The following is a 15949-nucleotide window of genomic DNA, read 5'->3' on the forward strand; positions in this document are numbered from 1 at the left end:
AATGGGCTGTCATGGCGACAATCCGCGAATTGTCGCAAAAGACCGGCAAGGGCCGCCACGCCGATTGCTTGGCGGCCCTACACGCCTGCGCATCCAGGCATAAAAAAACCCGCCTTGCGGCGGGTTTCTTCAACGATCAGCTCAGGCCTTGGCCTTCTTGAGTTCCTGGTCGCGCAGTTCGCGGCGCAGGATCTTGCCGACGTTGGTGGTCGGCAGGCTGTCGCGGAACTCCACGGACTTGGGACGCTTGTAGCCGGTGAGGTTGTCGTGCATGTGCTGCATGACCTGCTCCTTGGTCAGGGTGACGCCCGGCTTGGACACCACGAAGACCTTGATCGACTCGCCGGACTTCTCGTCCGGGATGCCGATGGCGGCGCACTGCAGCACGCCCGGCAGGGTGGCGAGCACGTCTTCCAGTTCGTTGGGGTACACGTTGAAGCCCGACACCAGGATCATGTCCTTCTTGCGGTCGACGATACGCATGTAGCCGTCGTCCTGGATGATCGCAATGTCACCGGTACGCAGCCACCCATCCTTGTCGAGGATCTCGTCGGTGGCTTCCTGGCGCTGCCAGTAGCCCTTCATCACCTGCGGGCCCTTCACGCACAGCTCGCCACGCTCGCCCAGCGGCAGGTCCTGGCCGTCATCGCTGATGACCTTGCACAGGGTGGACGGAACCGGGATGCCGATGGTGCCGATCTGGATGTTCTGGAACGGGTTCACCGACACCACCGGGCTGGTCTCGGTCATGCCGTAGCCTTCGCAGATGGCGCAGCCGGTGACGTCCTTCCAGCGCTCGGCGCTGGCCTGCTGCAGGGCCATGCCGCCGGACAGGGTCAGCTTCAGCGCGGAGAAGTCCAGCTTGCGGAAGCCCTCGTTGTTGCACAGGCCGACGAACAGGGTGTTCAGGCCGACGAAGCCGGTGAACTTCCACTGCGACAGTTCCTTGACCATGCTCGACAGGTCGCGCGGGTTGGTCACCAGGATGTTGTGGTTGCCGGTGAGCATCATCGCCATGCAATGGAAGGTGAAGGCGTAGATGTGATACAGCGGCAGCGGCGCAATGAGGATCTCGCAGCCCTCGTTGAGGTTGGCGCCCATCAGTGCCTTGCACTGCAGCATGTTGGCGACCAGGTTGCGGTGGGTCAGCATCGCGCCCTTGGCAACGCCCGTGGTGCCGCCGGTGTACTGCAGCACAGCCACGTCGTCGCTCCTGGGCGAGACTTCCGCCACCGCCTTGCCACGGCCCTTGGCCAGGGCGTCGGTCAGCTTCTGCGCATTGGGCAGGTTGTAGGCCGGCACCATCTTCTTGATGTGCTTGACCGCGAAGTTGACGATGAAGCGCTTGAGCGGCGGCAGCATGTCACCCACTTCGGTGACGATGACGTTGCGGATGCCGGTTTTCGGCAGCACTTCCTCGGCCAGGTGGGCCATGTTCGCCAGGCACACCAGCGCCTTGGCGCCGGAGTCGTTGAACTGGTGCTCCATCTCCCGCGCGGTGTACAGCGGGTTGGTGTTGACCACGATGAGGCCGGCACGCATGGCGCCGAACACCACGACCGGGTACTGGAGCACGTTGGGCAGTTGAACGGCGATGCGGTCGCCGGGCTTGAGATCGGTGTTCTGTTGCAGATAGGCCGCGAAGTCCCCGGAGAGCTTGTACATCTCGCCGTAGGTCAGGGTCTTGCCCAGGTTGCTGAAGGCAGGCTTGTTTGCAAAGCGTTGGCAGGACTCTTTGAGTACCGCGAGGATGTTCGGGTACTGGTCAGCGTTGATCTCGGCAGCGATCCCCACTGGGTATTTGTCCTTCCAGAAATTGTCGGTCATGGAAGCCCACTCCTAAGCAACAGCTCATCTTTACCGCAGTGCGGTTCGTTGTTGTGTTTATGTCGCTTTCCCTGGAGGCAGGGAGCGAAAAGCGGGCCGAGATTAGCAGCTTTGAGAAACAGCGACCAGCACCAAACACAGCCTTGCCAGTCAGAAAAATGACCAGAAGCAGCTATTTCGGTCACCCTTCTCCCGCTCGTCGGAAAAGCCCGTGCCAGAAGGGCTGCAGCCTTGTTGGATTGTCTGACAAAGTCGATTTCAGGGAAATGAAACCGGAAAAAAGGATGGGACTGGCGATCAGACTGCCCCCCGTTGCAGGGGGGAATATTCGGAGTCGGATCAGGCGATTTCGCGCAGGTCCATACGCCCCGATCGTCGCGGAGACTTCAGTGATCTACCTCAACACTATCGGGGTCCGGATCCCGCAAAGTGCTTTTGCACTCTCCTGGAGAACCCTCATGTTTCCCGAATTCCGTGAAAAGATTACTCGCCTCAAAGCCGAGGACCCGCACTTTGCAAAGCTCTTCCATAGCCACAACGATCTCGACCAGCAGATCAAGAACATGGAAGCCGGCATCACCCCCGCAACCCACGACGCCATCGAGGCGCTGAAGAAGCAGAAGCTCCAGCTCAAGGACGATCTCTACGAGATCCTGCGCAAGAAGGACGGCTGCTGTGGCGGCTGTGGTGGTTGACCGGCTCTGGCCGACAACCCGCCATAAAAAAAGGGGGCTGATTCTGGATCAGCCCCCTTTTTCATTCACGCTCGCCTCAAGCCGTTTCGCGCAGCTCCCGTCGCAAAATCTTGCCCACCGGCGTCATCGGCAGGGCGTCCTTGATGACGATCTGCTTGGGCACCTTGTAACCGGTGAAATTCTCCTTGCAGTAGGCCTTGAGCTCTTCCACCGTCACCCCGCCCTCGCGCGGTACGACGAACAGCTTCACCGCCTCGCCGGACTTCTCGTCCGGCACGCCGACCGCCGCGCAGTTGGCGACTTTCGGGTGGGCCATGACCACGTCTTCGATCTCGTTCGGGTAGACGTTGAAGCCGGAAACAATGATCAGGTCCTTCTTGCGGTCGACGATGCGTACGAAGCCGTCCGGGTCGATCACCGCGATGTCGCCGGTACGCAGCCAGCCTTCGGCGTCCAGCACCTCGGCGGTGGCTTCCGGACGCTGCCAGTAGCCCTTCATCACCTGCGGGCCCTTCACGCACAGCTCACCGCGCTCGCCCAGGCCGACATCATTGCCGTCGTCGTCGATGACCTTCAGCGCGGTGCCTGCCACCGGGATGCCGACCGTGCCCAGGCGCGCCTTGTCGCCGTACGGGTTGGTAGTCACCACCGGTGAGGTTTCGGTGAGGCCGTAGCCCTCCACCACCGAACATCCGGTCAAGGCCTTCCAGCGCTCGGCGGTGGCGGTGACCAGCGCGGTGCCGCCGGAGTTGGTGACCTTGAGATTGGAGAAGTCCAGTTCCTTGAATTCCGGACGGTCCATCAGGGCGACGAACAGGGTGTTGAGTCCCAGCAGCGCGGAGAAGCGCCACTGTTTCAGCTCCTTGATGAAGCCGGGGATGTCGCGCGGGTTGGTGATCAGCACGTTGTGGTTGCCGTTGACCATCATGCACATGCAATTCGCAGTGAAGGCATAGATGTGGTACAGCGGCAGCGGCGCAATCATCACCTCGTTGCCGACCTGCATCAGCGGCTTGCCGTCCGGGCCGTGCTGCTGCAGGCAGGCATGCACCTGCTGCATGTTCGCCACCAGGTTGCCGTGGGTGAGCATGGCGCCCTTGGCCACGCCAGTGGTGCCACCGGTGTACTGCAGCACCGCGATGTCTTCCAGGCCGACCTTGACCGGCTGCAGGCCGTGGCCACGGCCCTGGCGCAGGGCATCCTTGAAGGAGACGGCCTGGGGCAGGCTGTACTCCGGCACCATCTTCTTCACATGCTTGACCACGGTATTGACCAGCATGCCCTTGAGCGTCGGCAGCAGGTCGCCCATGCGCGCCTCGATCAGGTATTCGATGCCGGTATCGGGCAGCACTTCCTGCACCAGCTTGCCGAACAGGTTCACATAGACCAGCGCGCGGGCGCCGGAATCCTTGAACTGGTGGCGCATCTCGCGGGCGGTGTAGAGCGGGTTGGTGTTGACCACGATGAGGCCGGCGCGCAGGGCGCCGAACACGGCAATGGGGTATTGCAGGATGTTGGGCATCTGCACGGCGATGCGGTCGCCGGGCTTCAGGTCGGTGTTCTTCTGCAGGTACGCGCCGAAGGCGGCGGACAGGCGGTCCAGCTCGGCGTAGGTCAGGGTCACACCCAGGTTGCTGAACGCCGGACGGTCGGCGAACTTCTTGCAGGAGCGTTCGAAGACTTCCACCACGGACTTGTAGGCCGTCAGATCGATGTCGCTGGGCACCCCGGCCGGGCGTTTGTCGTTCCAGAAATCAGGTTGCATTTATTCTTATCCTCATACCTGAGCGAAACAAAACCGCCGTTGCGGTCATTTGACGGAAGCTAGCAGTTCCCCCGGTCAGCGCAAAGACTCCCGCAAGCGTCATTGACTGCGTGAATCTCACGCCACCGCCGCCTTGCCAGGCGCAATGGCCCCAACGCCTGGCGTCGCGGGAAGCCTAGGCCAGCCGACGCAATCCATACAGGAAATGTCTGCCCGCGGAGCTGCGCAAAAATCGCCTGGGCAGATGCGCGCTGCGCTGTACACTGCGCAGCGTCGGCGATGATCGCCGTGTCTCCTCTGCGCTCGATAATTCGTACAACAGATCGGGAAGGATCCATGCCCTACGCTGCCTACTGGCTGACCGCCAGCGACGAGACACCGTTGTACGCCCGCCACTGGGCACCGGAAGGCCCGTCCCGCGGCGCCCTGATGCTGTCCCACGGCATGGCCGAACACGCCGGCCGCTACGAACGCCTGGGCCTTGCGCTGAGCGCCGCCGGTTATCACCTCTACGCCATCGACCAGCGCGGCCACGGCCGCACCGCCGAACATGGCGAGCTCGGCCATTACGCCGACCATGGCGGCTGGGGCAAGGTGATCGGCGACCTGCATACCCTGAACCGGCACATCCGCGAGGAACACCCGGATCTGCCCATCGTCCTGCTCGGCCACAGCATGGGCAGCTACATCGGCAGCGCCTACCTGATGCAGCACAGCGCCAGCCTGAAGGCGGCGGTACTGTCCGGCTCCAACTACCAGCCGGTGGCGCTGTACCGGAGCGCCCGCGCCATCGCCCGCTTCGAGCGCTGGCGGCAGGGTCCGCTGGGGCGCAGCGCGCTGATCGACTTCCTCTCGTTCGGCTCCTTCAACAAGGCCTTCAAGCCGAACCGTACCGCCTTCGACTGGCTCAGCCGCGATCCCGTCGAGGTCGACAAGTACGTCGCCGACCCGCTCTGCGGCTTCCGCTGCAGCAACCAGCTGTGGCTGGACCTGCTCGGCGGCCTGACCGATATCACCCCGCTGGAGCACCTGTCGCGCATCCGCAGCGACCTGCCGGTGCTGGTGATCGGCGGCGAACGCGACCCGGTCAGCCAGGGCAAGCGTTTGCGCGATCTCGCCCAGACGATGACCCGGGCCGGGGTTCGCGACGTCCAACTGAAGATTTATCCCGACGCCCGTCACGAGCTGTTCAACGAGAGCAACCGCGACGAGGTCACCCGCAACCTGATCGACTGGCTGGGCGCGCACTGCCCCGTCCGCCAGTCCGAGCCCCTCGAGGAGCCCCTATGACTTCCGTGCAAAACGTCCCCTACGAAGAACTCGAAGTCGGCCAGAAGGCCAACTTCCAGAGCAGCGTCACCGAGCGCGACATCCAGCTGTTCGCCGAGGTCTCCGGTGACCGCAACCCGGTGCACCTGGATGCCGAATACGCCGCCACTACTCAATTCAAGGAACGCATCGCCCACGGCATGCTCAGCGGCGCGCTGATCAGTGCAGCGATCGCCACCACCCTGCCCGGCCCGGGCACCATCTACCTCGGCCAGAACCTGACCTTCACCCGCCCGGTGAAGCTCGGCGACGAACTGACGGTGGAGCTGGAAGTGCTGGAAAAGCTGCCAAAGAACCGCGTGCGCATCAGCACCACCGTGCTCAACCAGGACGGCAAGGCCGTGGTCAAAGGCGAGGCCGAGGTCATGGCACCGACCGAGAAGCTCAACATCGAGCTGCCTGCACTGCCGCCGATCACCGTCGGCTGAGAACCTATTCAACGTCTGCCTGCACTTGCTCATGCTGTGCTCGGCAAGACCTTGAACAGGTTCTGACGCGCATTCCGGGGTCGGCCATCCGGCCCCGGAAACTTGTATACAGTTTCCGTCTCAACTACCCTGCCCCTTCGTCAGTTCAATCAACTGGGATAACCGAAGGCCCTCCGCCCGAAACCCCATCACCGGGAATCGGAGCCGCCATGGACCTTCGACTGCTGTTGCTATCCCTCTGCACCTTCGCCGCCGGCGTTGCCGAGGCCATCCTCACCGGCATCCTGCCCTCGCTGGCCGCCGACCTTCATGTCTCGCTCAGCCTCGCCGGCCAGCTCACAACCCTGTTCTCCCTGAGCTTCGCCATTGCCGCGCCGCTGCTCGGCTGGTTGACCCGTGGTATCGAGTGCCGCCGCCTGCTGGTGATGACCCTGCTGGTGTTCGCCATATTCAATGCCGGCGCGGCACTGAGCCCCGGCTACATCCCGCTGCTGCTGATGCGCATCGGCATGGCCGCCTGTTGCGGACTGCTGATCATGCAGGCCAGCCTGCTGGCGGTGGAACTGGCGCCGCCGGCCCAGCGCGGGCGCGCCATCGGCCTGATCTTCATGGGCATCAGCGGCTCGCTGGTATTCGGCGTGCCGGCCGGCGTACTGGTGAACGAATGGTTCGGCTGGCGCTGGATCTTCGCCGCCATCGCCCTGTACTCCCTGCCGCTGGCAGTCCTGCTGCGCCTCGCCCTGCCCCGCCGAACCCTCGGCAGCCCGGCCAATGGCGCGGCGTACCGTCGCCAGCTGCGCAGCCCGGCGCTGAACCTGGCGCAGCTGGTGTCGATCCTCCTGCTGGGCGGGCACTTCACCCTGTTCGCCTACATCACGCCCTGGTTCCAGCAGGTGGCGGGCATCACCGACAGTCAGGGCATTGCCCTGACCCTGCTGCTGATCGGCCTGGCCGCCATCGGCGGCGGCTACCTGGGAGGCTGGCTGAGCGACCGCCTCGGCCATCGCCGTGCATTGATCGTGGTGCCGGTGCTGTTCGCCGCGGCGATGCTGGCAATCCCGCTGAGCCTCGGGCATCCATGGATGCTGCTCTGCGCCCTGATGGTCTGGAGCACCATCAGCTGGATGATCTCGCCGGCGGTACAGAGCTATCTGCTGGCCAGCGACCCGGCCAGCGGCAGCGCCGGGGTGGCGCTGAACACCTCGGCCATGCACCTGGGCGTGGCCCTCGGCGCAGCGCTGGGCGGTGCGGTGATCAGCCTGGCCGGCATCGCCTGGACGCCCTGGGTCGGCATCGGCCTGGTGGCGACATCGGTCATCTGCGCAGCACTGTCCTGCTGGCTGCAGCGCGAGCGCGACGAAGCCGCGCTCACTGCCTTACGGTAACGCTGGCGGTCATCCCGGCGCTCAAGTGCACGCCGTCAGGCACCTTGTCCAGGCGGATGCGCACCGGGATGCGCTGGGCCAGGCGCACCCAGTTGAAGGTCGGTTCGACGTTGGCCAGCAACTGGCTGTCAGGAATCGCGTTGCGGTCGGTAATGCCACTGCTGATGCTTTCCACCGTGCCATCGATGGCGACGTCGCCACTCATCAGCACCACCCGCGCCGGTTGGCCGATGCGGATGCCGGGCAACTTGGTTTCCTCGAAGTAGGCGGTGACGTAGAAGGACTTCTGGTCCACCAGTGCCATCATCGCCTGGCCCGCCTGTGCGTAGTTGCCCTGGGCCAGGCGCAGGTTGGTCACCTGGCCGTCGCGCGGGGCGCGCATCTCGCTGCGGGTCAGGTTCAGCTCGGCCAGACGCAGCTGGGCCAGTGCCTGGTCATACTCGCTCTTGGCGATGGCCGCGTTGATCTGCGCGGTTTCCTTGTCTTCGGCGCTGATTGCCGCGATGCCCAGGCGGTTGCGCCGCGAGGCCTCGCTCTGGCGCAGCAGGTACTGCTGGTGGCGGGTTTCGGCAAGTGCCTTGGCCTGTTCGAGGTTGGCGGCGTAGCGCTCGCGGTCGATGCGCATGATCAGGTCACCGGCCTTCACCTGCTGGTTGTCCTGCACCGCCAGGTCGGTGACCCAGCCGGACACGTCCGGGGCGATCACCACCACGTCGGCGCGCACCCGCGCATCGCGGGTCCAGGGCGAGAGCATGTAATAACGCCACAGCCAGGTGCCGGCCAGTACGGCGGCGGCGACCAGGATCAGGGTGATGGCTACGCGAAGGAATCCGCGCATTCAACTTCTCCTTTCAAGGGGCTGCGCTCAGCGCCCAGGTGACACCGCAGAGAATCAGCACGAACAGCGAGCAATCGAACAACGCCTCGTGCCAGATCAGGCGGCCGAAGGGCGTGGCCTGCAGCAGCAGGCGCAACACCACGGTCAGGCCCAGGGCCAGCACCGCGTAGATGAACAACGGACTGAGGTAGACACCGCCCCAGCCGACCTCATGCAGCCCCATGCTGGTCCTCCAGTCGGCACCACTGCCGCCAAGTGTGGCGCAATTGCGCCAGGGCGGCGCGGGCCAGACGATTGGGCTCGCTCTCGCCGTGCAGGTCGCGAGCCAGGGCATCCTCCAGCGGCTCGCAGAGCGACTCCAGGCGCTGCTCCCGACCGCCGCCCGGCCCCTGCTCCAGCACGCTGGCGAGCGCGCCGAGGAACTGGTCGCGCGCCTTGCGCAACGCGCCGTGGGCGTTATTGAGGCAGGCGCGCATATGGATCAGCTCGTTGCCCAGGTCCAGCGCCAGCAGGCCATCGTGCCAGCGCCGCTGCTCCTCCTCCGGCAGCAGAGTGTAGTGCCGGGCAAGGCGGATCAGGCGGTCGGCCATGCGCCCGCCGAACCAGTTCTCCGCTTCATCAATCGGGCGTCGGGTCAGGCGCCCGAGATCATCGCAGGTGGCCCGGATCAGGCGCCGGTTGAGCCAGTCCGCCGGCAGGGTGAGCAAGCGGAACACCACCACCGCGAAGCCCACGCCGATGACCACGCCCTGGGCGGCATTGAGCAGGGATGCCAGGTCATAGCGCATCACATTGCTCGGTGCCACCAGGGTGATGAAGTGGATCGCAAAGGAGGTGGCGGTGCCGGCCAGCGCCGGCGTCGCCATGGCCAGCAGGGCGAAGAACAGCGGAACCCCGAGCGCCATGCACAACAATGGGAAGCCGTTCCATTGCGGCAGCAGCCATTGGGTGACCACCGCCGCGGCGGGTACCGCATAGAGGATGCCGCGCAGGAATCCCAGACCGATGGCGACGGCGTTGTCACGGTTGGCGAACAGGCTGCAGATCACCGCCGCCAGCAGCATCCCCCCGGTGGCGGCAGGCCAGGCAGTGGCCATCCAGAAGGCCGACATGCCGAGCAAGGCAACGGCGCTACGCAGCCCGTAGAACAGCGCCATCAACCAGTCACGGTGCCAGGACAGCGTGCCGGTCACCCGCTCGTCCACCGCCCCCGAGGCCACCGACCGCATGGTGCGTTCGGCCTCCACCGCCTTGCGCAGCAGGAGCGCGCAGCGGGTCAGGCAGTAGCGCAGGTCATTGGACTGGGTGTCGTCGGTGCCCGCGGCCTCCAGCCGATCGCCCAAGGACTTCATCGACTCGACCTGGGGGGCCTGCAGCACCGCCTGCAATTCATCGATCCACGGCTGCAGCCGCGCCTTGTCGCCCTCGTCCAGCACGCTGCGTTGGCGGGCCACGCCGCGCGCGGTGCGCAGCAGGCTGAGCAGGTCGCGGGAGAGGATGCGCAGGGCCCGCGAACGCATGCGCCCGCGATAGCCCTCGAACCAGGCGTGGTCGCGCTGCACGTCCACCTCGACGATCTTGCCTAGCGCCTGCAGCAGGCCCTTGATCTCCCGCGCGTCGGCATCGATCTCGCTGCGCGCCGCCTGCATTCCGGTAAGCCAGGTGGCCCGCGCCTGCTTGTCCAGGTTGGCCTCGACCCGACGCGGCCAGAGAATCGCGCTCACCGCCGACGCGCAGAGGATGCCCAGGCAGATTTCGGTGGAGCGCGCCACCGCCTGATCGAAGACATCCAGTGGATGGCTGATCGCAGGCAGCCCGATGATCGCCACCGTGTAGCCGGAGAGTACGAAGGCGTAGGAGACGTGATTGCGCAATGTGGTCGAAGCGGCGGTACACAGGCCAAGCCACACCGACACGGCCAGCAGGAACAGCCAGGGCGTCTGGGCGAACAGCGCCATGATCACTACCGACATGGCGGTACCGGCGAGCGTACCGATCAGTCGGAACAGCCCCTTGGCCACCACCATGCCCGACAGCGGCTGCGAAACGATGAACACCGTCATCAGTGCCCACTGCGGCTGGGCGAGGTCGAAACGGAAGGCGCACCAGAGCGCCAGGCCGCCGGCCAGGAGGGTCTTGATCGCGAACTTCAGCGCCAGCGTATCCGGCGCGAGGAATGCCTGTAGCGTTGGTCGCACGCGGTCTCTCGAAAGGCTCCGGAATCTATCGCTTAAAGATAGTCGGCTACGGGGATGGCAACATCGTTGCCGAACATATTATTAGCCTGCTAATTATATGTCATCCCGACTTTCGGGCAGGCAAAAAAACGGGCGACCTAAGTCGCCCGAAGTGCCTTGCGTGCTCTGTGTATCCGTAAGGATCAGCTCTTCTTGTGGCTGTCCTTCCAGATGAAAATTCCGATCCCACCGAAGAAAACGACCATGAGGCCTACGGTAACGATGCCTGCGAGAACCACTTCGTCGATGAACATGATGCTGGCCTCCTGTTTGCCGACATCGTCTGGGGATGTGTGCAGATTACCGGCAGCCGGGCGGGACAAATTGACCTGGATCAATGGTCGACAAGGCGCTTTCCGGCGAGGGCCGGAGCACTGACGCAGGTCAACTTAGAGAGGGGATGGGGTGCGGCGGGAAGCCGCGCAGGGCGGCACTTTTGCGGGAAAGAGAGCAGTCGGCGGCAGGAAAAATCAGCGCTTCTTCGGCTTGCTCTTGCCTTTCTTGCGCGCCTTGCCCAGCGGCAGCGCGTTCTCGAAGGCCTGGCGCACGTCCTGCAGACGCTTTTCATGCACGTCGTGGATGCGCTTGTCGCGCTCGGAGGCGAAGTCGATCAGTTTGTCGTCGTTGCTCATGGCAGGGCATGCACCAGGCGGAAAGTCAGATTCAGGCGCGGCGCGACCGCAAGGCGCGTCTTGGCGACCTGATGTTGCCAATAATGCTGCGTAGCGCCGGACATGACCAGCAGCGAACCGCCGGATAGCTCGATGGAATGTTCGATTGTATTGCGGCCCTTGCGCCGCAGGTCGAAACGCCGCGAGCCGCCGAGGTTCAGCGAGGCCACCACCGGATTGCGTCCCAGTTCCGGCTCGTCGTCGCTGTGCCAGCCCATGGAGTCCTGGCCGTCGCGGTAGTAGTTGAGCAGCACACCATTGAAGCGCTGCCCGGCTTCCGCCTCGACCCGCGCACGAATCTCCGCCAGCAGCGGCGTCCAGGGCAACGGCGCGTGGGTCAGGCCGGAATAGGTATAGAACGCCTCGGGATCGCCGTACCAATTGACCAGGCGCGGCACCGGATAGTCGCGCCCGTGCAGGTGCACGCTGGGCTGTTCCCAGGGCGTCTCGGCGACCAGTTGCTCGAACCACTGCACCGCCACCTGCGGCGGACACCAGTCGGACAACAGGCGCAGTTCGGCATCGGGCAACAGGATGGGGGCGTCGTCGAACAGCATTCGGGGCTCGGTGTAATCGGGTAGTGCTCCAGCTTACTCCGAGCCGACCGTCAGATCTCGATATCGATCCAGCGGCCCTTGCTCTGGGCGTCCTGCGGGTCGCCGAGCTCCTCGATCTGCTCCAATTCCTCCAGGGCTTCCCCCTCCGGCGTGCCGTCGCTGACCGGGCGGCGCTTGCGGCGGCGCTGGTACTCTTCCTGCAGCACCGTTTCGTCCGGACGGCGCTCCAGGCCCACGCCGGCATTGCCCGCACTGGACGCAGGCGGGCTCACCGGGGCGACATCCGGTCGCGACTTGGGCACGTCCTGCTGCGCAGTGACCGGCGTAACGCTATGGGGAATGGGCAGCAACATGTGGAAAGGTCCTGTCGGAACTCCTCTGGTCAGGCTATCGGCCGGCCCGCCGCAGACTTGAATCCGGCTCGCTACACTTTCGTCATTTGCGGCAACTCCAGCGGGAGCCTCGACGCCCAGCGCCCTCCTCCCGGCAGGCCCGACCCTCCGGACGACCGGAACCGTCATCGGCCATCGCTGAATGCCGCGCGTTCCGGTACCATAGCCGGCTTTTTTTGGGAGGTGTCCATGGCGCAGTATCAACCCGGTCAACGCTGGATCAGCGACAGTGAAGCGGAACTTGGGCTGGGAACCATCCTGGCGCTCGACGGACGCCTGCTCACGGTGCTCTATCCGGCCACCGGTGATACCCGCCAGTACGCCGAGCGCAACGCACCGCTGACCCGCGTGCGCTTCGCCCCGGGCGACGAGATCACCCATTTCGAAGGCTGGAAGATGACCGTCCGCGAAGTGGACGAGATCGACGGCCTGCTGATCTACCACGGCATCACCGCGCAGAACGACCAGCGCACCGTGCCGGAGACCCAGCTGTCGAACTTCATCCAGTTCCGCCTTGCCAGCGACCGCCTGTTCGCCGGGCAGATCGACCCGATGTCCTGGTTCGGCCTGCGCTACCACACCCTGGAACACCGCACCCGTCTGCTGCAATCCTCCCTCTGGGGCCTGGGCGGCGCCCGCGCGCAACCCATCGCCCACCAGCTGCACATCGCCCGCGAAGTTGCCGACCGTATGGCACCGCGCGTCCTGCTGGCTGACGAAGTGGGTCTGGGCAAGACCATCGAAGCAGGCCTGGTGATCCACCGCCAGCTGCTCTCCGGCCGCGCCAGCCGCGTGCTGATCCTGGTGCCGGAAAACCTGCAGCACCAGTGGCTGGTGGAAATGCGCCGGCGCTTCAACCTGGAAGTCGCCCTGTTCGACCGTGAGCGTTTCGTCGAGAGCGATGCCAGCAACCCCTTCGAAGACACCCAGCTGGCCCTGGTGGCGCTGGAGTGGCTGCGCGAGGACGAGCGCGCCCAGGACGCCGCCTTCGCCGCCGGTTGGGACCTGCTGGTCGTCGACGAAGCCCACCACCTCGTGTGGCACCCGGAACAGGCGAGCCCCGAATACCAGTTGGTGGAGCAACTCTCGCAAGTCATCCCCGGCGTATTGCTGCTCACCGCGACCCCGGAACAACTGGGCCTGGACAGCCACTTCGCCCGTCTGCGCCTGCTCGACCCGGACCGCTTCCACGACCTGGAAGCCTTCCGCGCGGAAAGCAGCCAGTACCGCCCGGTCGCCGAGGCGGTGCAGGAGCTGATCGACCATGGACGTCTCTCCCCCGCCGCCCGCGAGGCCATCCACGGCTTCCTCGGCAGCGAGGGCGACGACCTGCTGGCCAGCGTCGAGGGCGGTAATGAAGACGCCCGCGCCCGCCTGGTGCGCGAGCTGCTCGACCGCCACGGCACCGGCCGCGTGCTGTTCCGCAACACCCGCGCCGCCGTGCAAGGCTTCCCCGAGCGCCAGCTGCATCCGTACGCGCTGACCAACCCGGTGGAATACATGGAGCTGCCGATCGGCGAGCATCCGGACCTGTACCCGGAAGTCAGCTTCCAGGCCCAGGCCGAGGACGGCGACGAGAACACCCGCTGGTGGCGCTTCGACCCGCGCGTCGACTGGCTGATCGACACCCTGAAGATGCTCAAGCAGTACAAGGTGCTGGTGATCTGCGCCCACGCCGAGACCGCGCTGGACCTGGAAGACGCCCTGCGCCTGAAGTCCGGCATCCCGGCCACGGTGTTCCACGAAGGCATGAGCATCCTCGAACGCGACCGCGCCGCCGCCTACTTCGCCGACGAAGAGTTCGGCGCCCAGGTGCTGATCTGCTCGGAAATCGGTAGCGAAGGCCGCAACTTCCAGTTCGCCCACCACCTAGTGCTGTTCGACCTGCCGGCCCACCCGGACCAGCTGGAACAGCGCATCGGCCGCCTCGACCGGATCGGCCAGAAGCACACCATCCAGATCCACGTGCCGCACCTGGAGAACAGCCCGCAGGAACGCCTGTTCCAGTGGTACCACCAGGCACTGAACGCCTTCCTCAACACCTGCCCCACCGGCAACGCCCTGCAGCACCGCTTCGGCCCGCGCCTGGTGGAACTGCTCGATGGCGGCGACGACGACGCCTTCGCTGCCCTGCTCGCCGAAGGCAAGGCCGCCCGCGAGGCGCTGGAAGCCGAGATGCACAGCGGTCGCGACCGCCTGCTGGAACTGAACTCCGGCGGCAGCGGTGAAGGCGAGGCGCTGGTGGAGGAGATCGAGGAACAGGACGACCAGTTCGCCCTGCCGATCTACATGGAGCGCCTGTTCGACACCTACGGCATCCACAGCGAGGATCACTCGGAGAACGCGCTGATCCTGCGCCCGAGCGAGAAGATGCTCGACGCCAGCTTCCCGCTGGGTGACGACGAAGGCGTGACCATCACCTACGACCGAGCCCAGGCCCTGGCCCGCGAGGACATGCAGTTCCTCACCTGGGAACATCCCATGGTGCAGGGCGGCATGGACCTGGTGCTGTCCGGCTCGCTGGGCAACACCTCGGTGGCACTGATCAAGAACAAGGCGCTCAAGCCCGGCACCGTGCTGCTGGAGCTGCTGTTCGTCAGCGAGGCCGTGGCGCCGCGCAAGCTGCAGCTCGGCCGCTTCCTGCCTCCGGTGGCGCTGCGCTGCCTGATGGATGCCAACGGCAACGACCTGTCCGCCCGCGTGTCCTTCGAAACCCTCAACGACCAGCTGGAAAGCGTGCCGCGCGCCAGCGCCAACAAGTTCGTGCAGGCCCAGCGCGACGTGCTCGCCAAGCAGTTCGCACTGGCCGAGACCAAGATCGCCCCGCGCCATGCGGAGCGTGTGGAAGCGGCCCGCCAGCAACTGACCGCCACCCTGGACGAGGAGCTGGCACGCCTGACCGCGCTCAAGGCCGTCAACCCCAGCGTGCGTGACAGCGAGCTGGACGCCCTGCGCAAGCAGCGCGACGACAGCCTGGCGATGCTGGACAAGGCCTCGCTGCGCCTGGAGGCGATCCGCGTGCTGGTGGCGGGCTGATCCTGATACCGAGCAAAGCGCAATGAAGAAGCCGCCACGGGGCAACCTGTGGCGGCTTTTTTCATGGGCGCCGTTGCTCCCGGCTGCGTAGGAGCGGACTCCGTCCGCGATGTCGCATCGGCGGCTCCACGGGCAAGGCCGGCGCGTGACTGACACGATCGCGGACAGAGTCCGCTCCTACGCCCAGGCAGACAGCCGATCTGTGGAACAAGCCGCTCTATTCCCGGAATTTTCAGACACACCGACTACCATTGACGCTGCGCAAGGGAATCTCGCCCTCGGAGGGATAGAGTTTTCTTACCAAGCCCACTGATTGAGGAACACATCATGTACGAGCGCATTCTGGTAGCGGTGGACGGCAGTCCGGTTTCCGACCGCGCCCTGGTCGAGGCGGCCAAGCTGGCCAAGCTGAGCGGCGGCGAGCTGCGTGTCATCACCATCGTCGACAGCCCCCTGCGGCACCTGCCCGACTACGCCGTGTACTACAACCCCGAGCCGCTGCGCGAAGCCGCGCTGAAGGCTGCCGATGACATCCTGGCCAAGGCCAGGGAGCAGGTCGTCGATTTCCCGGTCAAAGCGGTGTTCGAGCGGGTCTGCCAGGAACGCGCCAGCGAGGAGATCGCCGAACGTATCGAAATCGAGGCCGACGCCTCCAAGGCTGACGTGATTGTCATGGGCACCCATGGCCGCCGAGGCGTGCGTCGCCTGATGCTGGGCAGCGTGGCCGAAGGCCTGATCCGCGTCAGCAACCGCCCGGTGCTGCTGGTACGCGACAAGTAACTCCAGCGC

15 protein-coding genes are annotated in these 15949 nt (G+C 65.2%); 6 read left to right on the top strand and 9 right to left on the bottom strand.

Going from position 1 to position 15949, the window contains the following annotated elements; all coding sequences use genetic code 11:
- Nucleotides 1-141: 141 nt before the first annotated feature.
- Nucleotides 142-1827, bottom strand: coding sequence for a long-chain-fatty-acid--CoA ligase FadD1 (gene fadD1, locus J5M67_RS09835; RefSeq protein WP_207885113.1), 1686 nt, complete (start codon nt 1825-1827; stop codon nt 142-144).
- Between the two features lie 458 nt (nt 1828-2285).
- Between fadD1 and J5M67_RS09840 the strand changes: the two genes are divergently transcribed.
- The gene (locus J5M67_RS09840) at nt 2286-2522 is read left to right on the top strand and encodes a YdcH family protein (RefSeq protein WP_207885114.1); all 237 of its coding nucleotides are present in this window, start codon (nt 2286-2288) and stop codon (nt 2520-2522) included.
- A 76-nt stretch (nt 2523-2598) separates the two neighbouring features.
- On the opposite strand, the gene fadD2 is transcribed toward J5M67_RS09840, so the two are convergent.
- Nucleotides 2599-4287, bottom strand: coding sequence for a long-chain-fatty-acid--CoA ligase FadD2 (gene fadD2, locus J5M67_RS09845; protein ID WP_207885115.1), 1689 nt, complete (start codon nt 4285-4287; stop codon nt 2599-2601).
- A gap of 336 nt (nt 4288-4623) precedes the next feature.
- Here fadD2 and J5M67_RS09850 point away from each other — a divergent pair, with 336 nt between their 5' ends.
- From J5M67_RS09850 to J5M67_RS09860, 3 genes are all read left to right on the top strand, one after another.
- A complete protein-coding gene (locus tag J5M67_RS09850) occupies nt 4624-5577 on the top strand; it encodes an alpha/beta hydrolase (RefSeq protein WP_207885116.1) in 954 nt (317 codons plus the stop codon).
- A complete protein-coding gene (locus tag J5M67_RS09855) occupies nt 5574-6044 on the top strand; it encodes a MaoC family dehydratase (protein WP_207885117.1) in 471 nt (156 codons plus the stop codon). The genes J5M67_RS09850 and J5M67_RS09855 overlap by 4 nt, the downstream gene beginning before the upstream one ends.
- A 209-nt stretch (nt 6045-6253) precedes the next feature.
- Nucleotides 6254-7429 (top strand): MFS transporter, encoded by a 1176-nt coding sequence (locus J5M67_RS09860; protein WP_207885118.1) that lies wholly within the window; start codon nt 6254-6256, stop codon nt 7427-7429.
- Here J5M67_RS09860 and J5M67_RS09865 read toward each other — a convergent pair.
- The 7 genes from J5M67_RS09865 to J5M67_RS09890 all read right to left on the bottom strand — a co-directional run bounded on the left by J5M67_RS09865 (nt 7413) and on the right by J5M67_RS09890 (nt 12085).
- Nucleotides 7413-8267 carry an HlyD family secretion protein gene (locus J5M67_RS09865; protein WP_207885119.1) on the bottom strand — a complete coding sequence of 285 codons (855 nt, stop codon included), beginning with the start codon at nt 8265-8267 and terminating at the stop codon, nt 7413-7415. The two genes, J5M67_RS09860 and J5M67_RS09865, sit on opposite strands and share 17 nt — an antisense overlap.
- Before the next feature lie 13 nt (nt 8268-8280).
- Nucleotides 8281-8490, bottom strand: coding sequence for a DUF1656 domain-containing protein (locus tag J5M67_RS09870; RefSeq protein ID WP_207885120.1), 210 nt, complete (start codon nt 8488-8490; stop codon nt 8281-8283).
- Nucleotides 8477-10465: an FUSC family protein gene (locus tag J5M67_RS09875; protein WP_207885121.1), complete on the bottom strand. Its 1989-nt coding sequence runs from the start codon at nt 10463-10465 to the stop codon at nt 8477-8479. The genes J5M67_RS09870 and J5M67_RS09875 overlap by 14 nt, the downstream gene beginning before the upstream one ends.
- Before the next feature lie 182 nt (nt 10466-10647).
- A complete protein-coding gene (gene ccoM, locus J5M67_RS29755; protein ID WP_279381559.1) occupies nt 10648-10758 on the bottom strand; it encodes a cytochrome c oxidase subunit CcoM in 111 nt (36 codons plus the stop codon).
- Nucleotides 10759-10974: 216 nt separating this feature from the next.
- A complete protein-coding gene (locus tag J5M67_RS09880) occupies nt 10975-11136 on the bottom strand; it encodes a hypothetical protein (RefSeq protein ID WP_207885122.1) in 162 nt (53 codons plus the stop codon).
- On the bottom strand, nt 11133-11732 hold the full coding sequence (locus J5M67_RS09885) for an alpha-ketoglutarate-dependent dioxygenase AlkB (protein WP_207885123.1): 600 nt from the start codon (nt 11730-11732) through the stop codon (nt 11133-11135). Before J5M67_RS09885 ends, J5M67_RS09880 begins: the two co-directional genes overlap by 4 nt.
- Before the next feature lie 50 nt (nt 11733-11782).
- Entirely contained in the window at nt 11783-12085 is a 303-nt protein-coding gene (locus tag J5M67_RS09890) for an aspartate-semialdehyde dehydrogenase (RefSeq protein ID WP_207885124.1), read from the bottom strand.
- A 222-nt stretch (nt 12086-12307) separates the two neighbouring features.
- On the opposite strand from J5M67_RS09890, the gene rapA reads away from it, so the two are divergent.
- Entirely contained in the window at nt 12308-15160 is a 2853-nt protein-coding gene (rapA, locus tag J5M67_RS09895) for an RNA polymerase-associated protein RapA (protein WP_207885125.1), read from the top strand.
- A 327-nt stretch (nt 15161-15487) separates the two neighbouring features.
- Complete coding sequence (locus J5M67_RS09900; protein ID WP_207885126.1) at nt 15488-15940, top strand: universal stress protein; 453 nt, start codon at nt 15488-15490, stop codon at nt 15938-15940.
- Nucleotides 15941-15949 lie beyond the last annotated feature (9 nt).

Source organism: Pseudomonas sp. 30_B (assembly GCF_017491605.1).
GTDB lineage: Bacteria > Pseudomonadota > Gammaproteobacteria > Pseudomonadales > Pseudomonadaceae > Pseudomonas.